The organism is Clostridium sardiniense, from assembly GCF_019753795.1.
GTDB lineage: Bacteria > Bacillota > Clostridia > Clostridiales > Clostridiaceae > Clostridium > Clostridium sardiniense.
Window position 1 is genome coordinate 1 of record NZ_JAIKTU010000051.1, and the last position, 596, is coordinate 596.

Annotated in this window: 6 tRNA genes; all 6 read left to right on the forward strand. The window is 50.5% G+C overall.

Annotated elements, in window-relative coordinates:
* Window positions 1-29: 29 nt before the first annotated feature.
* The 6 genes from K5V21_RS19075 to K5V21_RS19100 all read left to right on the forward strand — a co-directional run bounded on the left by K5V21_RS19075 (window position 30) and on the right by K5V21_RS19100 (window position 548).
* Window positions 30-113 (forward strand) — tRNA-Leu (locus K5V21_RS19075).
* A gap of 28 nt (window positions 114-141) precedes the next feature.
* Window positions 142-216: transfer RNA gene (locus K5V21_RS19080), tRNA-Gly, on the forward strand.
* Window positions 217-222: 6 nt separating this feature from the next.
* Window positions 223-296 (forward strand) — tRNA-Gly (locus K5V21_RS19085).
* 6 nt (window positions 297-302) lie between these two features.
* Window positions 303-379, forward strand: a tRNA-Arg gene (locus K5V21_RS19090).
* Between the two features lie 7 nt (window positions 380-386).
* A tRNA-Lys gene (locus K5V21_RS19095) sits at window positions 387-462 on the forward strand.
* A 10-nt stretch (window positions 463-472) separates the two neighbouring features.
* Window positions 473-548: transfer RNA gene (locus tag K5V21_RS19100), tRNA-His, on the forward strand.
* Window positions 549-596: the final 48 nt, after the last annotated feature.

Here is a 596-nt window from a genome sequence, read left to right on the forward strand (position 1 = left end):
GGCGAGCCACCAATTTAATTAAATAACGTGCAGGTGTGGCGGAATTGGCAGACGCACTAGACTTAGGATCTAGCGCCTTAGGCGTGGGGGTTCGACTCCCTTCACCTGCACCATTAATTAAATTAATTGAATATAGCATACGCAGAAGTGGCTCAATGGTAGAGCGCCACCTTGCCAAGGTGGATGTTGCGGGTTCGAGTCCCGTCTTCTGCTCCAATGTATGCGGGTGTTGCTTAATGGTAAAGCTCTAGCCTTCCAAGCTAGCCACGAGGGTTCGATTCCCTTCACCCGCTCCAATACATGCGTCTTTAGCTCAGCTGGATAGAGCAACGCCCTTCTAAGGCGTGGGCCAGGAGTTCGAATCTCTTAAGACGCACCATTATTATGCGCTATTAGCTCAGTTGGTAGAGCACCTGACTCTTAATCAGGGTGTCCCGGGTTCGAATCCCTGATGGCGCACCAAAATATGATGGTGAATGTAGTTCAGTTGGTAGAGCGCCAGATTGTGGTTCTGGTTGTCGTGGGTTCGAGTCCCATCATTCACCCCATGTAGGGATATCGCCAAGCGGTAAGGCACCACACTTTGACTGTGGTAT